The organism is Psychromarinibacter sediminicola, from assembly GCF_029168335.1.
Classification (GTDB): Bacteria; Pseudomonadota; Alphaproteobacteria; order Rhodobacterales; family Rhodobacteraceae; genus Psychromarinibacter; species Psychromarinibacter sediminicola.
Genome location: NZ_JARGYC010000140.1, coordinates 1 through 4986 on the forward strand (window position 1 = coordinate 1; position 4986 = coordinate 4986).

3 protein-coding genes and 3 pseudogenes are annotated in these 4986 nt (G+C 62.6%); 4 read left to right on the forward strand and 2 right to left on the reverse strand.

Features of this window, described 5'->3' with window-relative positions; genetic code table 11:
- Positions 1-218: pseudogene (locus P1J78_RS24075) on the reverse strand (hypothetical protein); the annotation flags it as partial.
- 56 nt (positions 219-274) lie between these two features.
- Here P1J78_RS24075 and P1J78_RS25625 point away from each other — a divergent pair.
- Positions 275-535: pseudogene (locus tag P1J78_RS25625) on the forward strand (IS6 family transposase); the annotation flags it as partial.
- Positions 536-958: 423 nt separating this feature from the next.
- Here P1J78_RS25625 and P1J78_RS24085 read toward each other — a convergent pair.
- Positions 959-1651 (reverse strand): IS6 family transposase, encoded by a 693-nt coding sequence (locus tag P1J78_RS24085; RefSeq protein WP_275569915.1) that lies wholly within the window; start codon positions 1649-1651, stop codon positions 959-961.
- A gap of 50 nt (positions 1652-1701) precedes the next feature.
- On the opposite strand from P1J78_RS24085, the gene terL reads away from it, so the two are divergent.
- The 3 genes and pseudogenes from terL to P1J78_RS24100 all read left to right on the forward strand — a co-directional run.
- Complete coding sequence (gene terL, locus P1J78_RS24090) at positions 1702-2130, forward strand: phage terminase large subunit (RefSeq protein WP_275569917.1); 429 nt, start codon at positions 1702-1704, stop codon at positions 2128-2130.
- Positions 2131-2330: 200 nt separating this feature from the next.
- Positions 2331-4655 carry a mechanosensitive ion channel domain-containing protein gene (locus P1J78_RS24095; RefSeq protein ID WP_374213421.1) on the forward strand — a complete coding sequence of 775 codons (2325 nt, stop codon included), beginning with the start codon at positions 2331-2333 and terminating at the stop codon, positions 4653-4655.
- A 182-nt stretch (positions 4656-4837) separates the two neighbouring features.
- Positions 4838-4986: pseudogene (locus P1J78_RS24100) on the forward strand (IS6 family transposase); the annotation flags it as partial.

A 4986-nucleotide genomic window follows, 5' to 3' on the forward strand; every position in this document is an offset into this window, starting at 1 on the left:
GCACCAAAAGCCGGGAAACCTTGCGAAAACGGATACTGCAAATGCAGCCAAAACCACACGTTCTCAATCGCTTGCCCATTCTTCACGTGTGACGAGATGCTCTCGCTGCCGTCCAGCGTCTCTTCGACAATCTGTAGCTTTTCGGCCGAACTCCAGCGGCGCCGACAGCCACCATCCGTAATGATTTCAACTTCAGACATGAGCACGTGCTTAGGGATATCCCTAAGCCTCCTGGTTCAGGCCCAGGTGTCCGGTCGAAAATGGGGCCAGCTCAATGACGAAACGCGACCCGTTCAAGTACTTCCAGAGCAGCCCTGAAATCATCCGCCTGGCGGTGATGCTTTACGTCCGTTTCCCGCTGTCTCTACGCAATGTGGAGGACCTGCTGCACGAGCGGGGCATCGACATCAGCCACGAGACAGTGCGGTTCTGGTGGAACCGTTTCGGGCCGATGTTCGCCGCGGAAATCCGCAAACGCCGGATCGAGGGGATGCGGTCCAGCCATTGGCGTTGGCATTTGGATGAGATGTTCGTCCGGACACCCAGTGCCGTCCAGGGGCAGGTTTACATTCCCGTTAAGACAATATTATAATTTCTTGATCTTGGAGATGACCGTGGATGTTAGAATATTGGTTTGGCTGAACGACTTTGTGACCGAACATGAATCTGTGTCGTGGATATTATGGCTTTTCCAACGCGAACCCGTGAAAGCCCTGCTCTCGGTAATGGTATTCTGGTCACTCTGGTTCGTCCTGTCGGATCGACAGGCGCAAACGGCACGCCGCGAAAAGCTCCTTGGGGTCTTAATAGCGACGATCGCGTCCGTGGGCATCGCGCGCGTCCTGGCCTCAATGCTTCCGCATAGGGACCGCCCGATATTCGATGCGACCTTGGAGATAGCCCCGTTGGGCATTGTCACGTTAAGTCGCGGTGGCGGGCGGAGCTTTTCGATCCAACGTCAGGCAGCCACGATCTCGCGCCAATCCGCCGTTGCCGTGGAGCGGAACACCTTCAGCGTTCTGCGGGAGATCAAATGGCGCTGGACGTTGAAGAGATTGGAGATTGCGGAGTGGGCGGCGAGGAAGCGCTGCGCGGAGCCGGGTGACTTGAAGCGAATTTGCTGCCGCTCTCGGCGTCGGGTTGGCTGATGTGAAACCTCTGCTCGGTTGTTCGAGCGTCCGCCAGTCACGTGCCGGTCGTGCAAACCCAACTCACGCAGTGCGGCGCGATAGGACCGAAGACGGTCGGTGACGATGGCATTCGGGACATAGCCCTGTCGTTTCAGGAGTTTTAGCCGCAATTTCAATGCGGCTTTCCGGTCCCGCTTTGACTGAACCAGGATGTCGAGCACTTCGCCTTCGTCGTCCACGGTGCGCCAGAGGTAGACGATCTGGCCGCCGATCTTTAGGAAGACCTCATCGAGGTGCCATCGATCTGAAGGTCTTGGTCGGCGCTGACGGACCCGCTCAGCGTAGAGGCCGCCGAACTTGTGGACCCAGCGCCGGACGGTTTCGTAGGACACGTCGATGCCGCGTTCGGCGAGCATGTCCTCAACGTCGCGATAGCTCAGCGCCGACCGGAAATAGAGCCAGACGGCGCGCTGGATTATCGCTGGTGGAAACCGGTGGCGAGCGTAGGTGAGGGGACGCATAACGATGTTTACCGTCAGGCCACCGCGATCACCACCCGGTTAACGTGACAGTGCCCACGGACCTAAAGGCCACGATCCGACGCGAGCGTAAGAGATGGTACGCGGACAAGGTCCTGATTGAAGGCTCGGCCATGGGGCACGCGCTGCTGCAAGAGTTCAAACGGGAGACAGCGGCCGTATACCAGGGCGTCAAGGTGCTCAGCAGCAAGCTAGACCGGTTCATCCCGCACACCGACTGGATCAAGTCCGGTCAATTGGTGATCCCGACCGACAAGCCGTGGTTCGACACGTTTCGTCGTGAATTACTGGCATTTCCCGACTCGGCGAAGGACGACCAGGTCGATGCGCTGACGCAGTTCGCCGAGTATGTACGCCGATGGCAGGACGCCTACCTCGACACGGATCCGACGACCGGACGGCGCCACGGGCGTATCCGGCGCGAGCCGCCTCGGAGGGAGGACCGGATGCGATTTGATTGAGGGTCCAGTTTTTGGATCGGCCTTTTGTGACCCGAAACCGTACTGGCCGTTCGAATCCCGTTCGTTCCATTAGCTCACTTGCCTTCCCCCGCAACGTACGACAGGGTCGCTGACCACCGACGGTCGCTTTCCGCGAACTCGCATATTATCCCTTCGCCACGCCACAAGACCTGTAAAGAAGACTAACGGAACGACCCGACGTGCTGAAACTGTTCAATATTTTCACCCTTCTCCTTCTGGTGCTCCCATTCCACGCGCTCGGTCAAGAGGCGACTGCGACGCGCGACGAGCCGCGCAGCGACATTGAGCTCCTGATCGACGTGATCGAGGACGATGCGGCACGGGTCGACCTAATCGAGCGCCTGCGCGCCACGGACGCCGAGCCCAATCCCGCGATGCCCGACGATCTGGTGGAGACGCTCGCGGCCGGAGATGTGCCACCCGGGGATCTCTCCTTCGGCAGGCGCGTCGCGCTTATCACCCAGGAGGTGGCGGAGGGGATCGCGGACAGCATCTCGAGCATCTGGCGGCAGATAACCCGCGCGCCCGCGGTGTTCGACGGCCTCAGCGGCGGAGAGGTGGCGGTGCTGCTCGACGCGCTTGGTGATCTCGCGCTGGTGATCGCAGGCACGGTGATCGTGTTCTTCGTGCTCCGGCGTGGCGGCAAGACGCTCTACGCCCGCATGGGCGCCTCGGCCCGGGACGGCGGGGGGCTCCGCACGGTAACTCTCTTCGTCATCTCGGCGGTGATCGACGCGCTGATCGTCGTTGCGGCTTGGGCGGCGGGCTATGCGCTGGCGATCCTGCTGCTCGGGGAGTTCGGCCAGATCGGCATCCGCCAGACACTCTATCTCAACGCATTCCTGCTGGTCGAGATGGCCAAGGTTCTCGTCCGCCTCGTCCTGTCGCCGGCGGCCACGCATCTGCGCCCGCTCCCGATCGGCGACCGGGCGGCGGCCTACCTCGCCTCGCGCCTCAACCTGATAGTGGGGGTGGTGGGCTATGGCCAGCTTCTCGTCGTTCCGGTCATCAACACCAACGTCTCCTTCGCCGCGGGGCGCGCGGTGTCGGCGCTGATCGCCTTCGCCGTGCTGGCCTTCGCGATCTGGCTGGTCCTGCGGAACCGCCGCCCGGTGGCCGACTGGATGCTGGGCGCACGCCCAGACGCCGCGCCTGCGTCCCACGACCTTCCGGGGGCCGGCCCCGGGACCGGCGACGTGACGGCAGAGGAGACGCACGGCGCCCCCATCCTCTCGGACCCGGAACTGGCCGCGCCGCGACGCCGCAGTCGCCGCCGCGGCGCGCTGCATTTCCTAGCGACGAACTGGCACTGGCCCGCGCTCGCCTACCTTCTCGCGATGTTCGCCATCGTGCTGGTCAGCCCGGGCGACGCAGTGTTCCAGACCTTCGTGGCGTCCGGCCAGGTCCTCGTCGTGGGCCTTCTCGGCGTCGCGATCTCCGGGATCCTGGGTCGGACGATGGTGCGCGGAGTAGTGCTGCCCGAGGGCGTGACCGCGCGCATGCCGCTGCTCGAGCGGCGGCTGAACACCTTCATACCCCGCGCGCTCTTCGTCCTGCGGCTGGTGATCTTCGCCCTCGTCTTCTTCTTCGCGCTCGACGCGATCAGCCTGATCGAGCTCAGGGCCTGGATGGCCAGCCAGATCGGCCTGCGCCTGACCGGCACCGTTTTCTCGGTGGCGCTGGTCCTGTTGGTCGCCTTCGGGGTCTGGATCGCGCTGACCTCGTGGATTGACTACCGGCTGAACCCGGAATTCGGCAACGTCGCCAAGGCGCGCGAGCAAACGCTGCTGAGCCTCCTGCGCAACGCGGGGACGATCGCGCTCATCATCATTACCCTGATGTTCGTGCTGGCCGAGGTCGGGCTCGACATTGCGCCGCTTCTGGCCTCGGCCGGTGTGCTCGGCCTCGCCATAGGTTTCGGCGCGCAGAAGATGGTGCAAGACATCATCACCGGCATCTTCATCCAGTTCGAGAACGCGATGAACGTGGGCGACGTGGTGACTGTGGGTGGCACGACAGGAACGGTGGAACGGCTGACGATCCGCTCGGTCAGCCTGCGCGACCTGACGGGCGCCTTCCACATCATCCCCTTCTCCTCCGTCGACATGGTAACAAACTACGTCAAGGATTTTGGCTACTACCTCTGCGACATGGGCGTCGCCTACCGCGAGAACGTGGAAGAGGTGAAGCAGGCAATGCTCGACGCCTTCGATATGTTGCGCGCCGACCCCGACCAGTCGGCGGCCATCATGGACGAGTTGGAGTGGTTCGGGCTCAACAGCTTCGGAGACAGCGCCGTGGTCCTGCGGGCGCGGATCAAGTGCATCCCCGGCAAGCAGTGGGGCGTCGGCCGCGCCTACAACGCGATCATCAAGCAGGTCTTCGACGAGCGCGGAATCGAGATCCCGTTCCCCCACCAGACGATCTACCTGGGCGAATCGAAGGACGGCAGGACGCAGAGCGTGAAGGTCGACCTTGACCGCCCGGCCGGGGCGATCAGTTGAACAGGTGGTGTCAGAAGGAACCTCGTTGAGCCGGGCAGGGCGGTTTCGTAACCTCGGGCCATGATGAAACGCGACCCGTTCAAGTACTTCCAGAGCAGCCCTGAGATCATTCGCCTGGCGGTGAGGAGGTGTCAAAGGAACTCGGCTTGAGGCGGGGCAGGAGCGTCGGTAGCGTCCGCCCCATGGCCCGACCTTGTCCATTCAAGTACTTCAAGACGTCGCGCGAGATCATCCGTCTCGCGGTGATGATGTATGTCCGGTTCCCGCTTTCGCTGCGGAATGTCGAAGACCTGCTGCACGAACGCGGGATCGACGTCAGCCATGAAGCGGT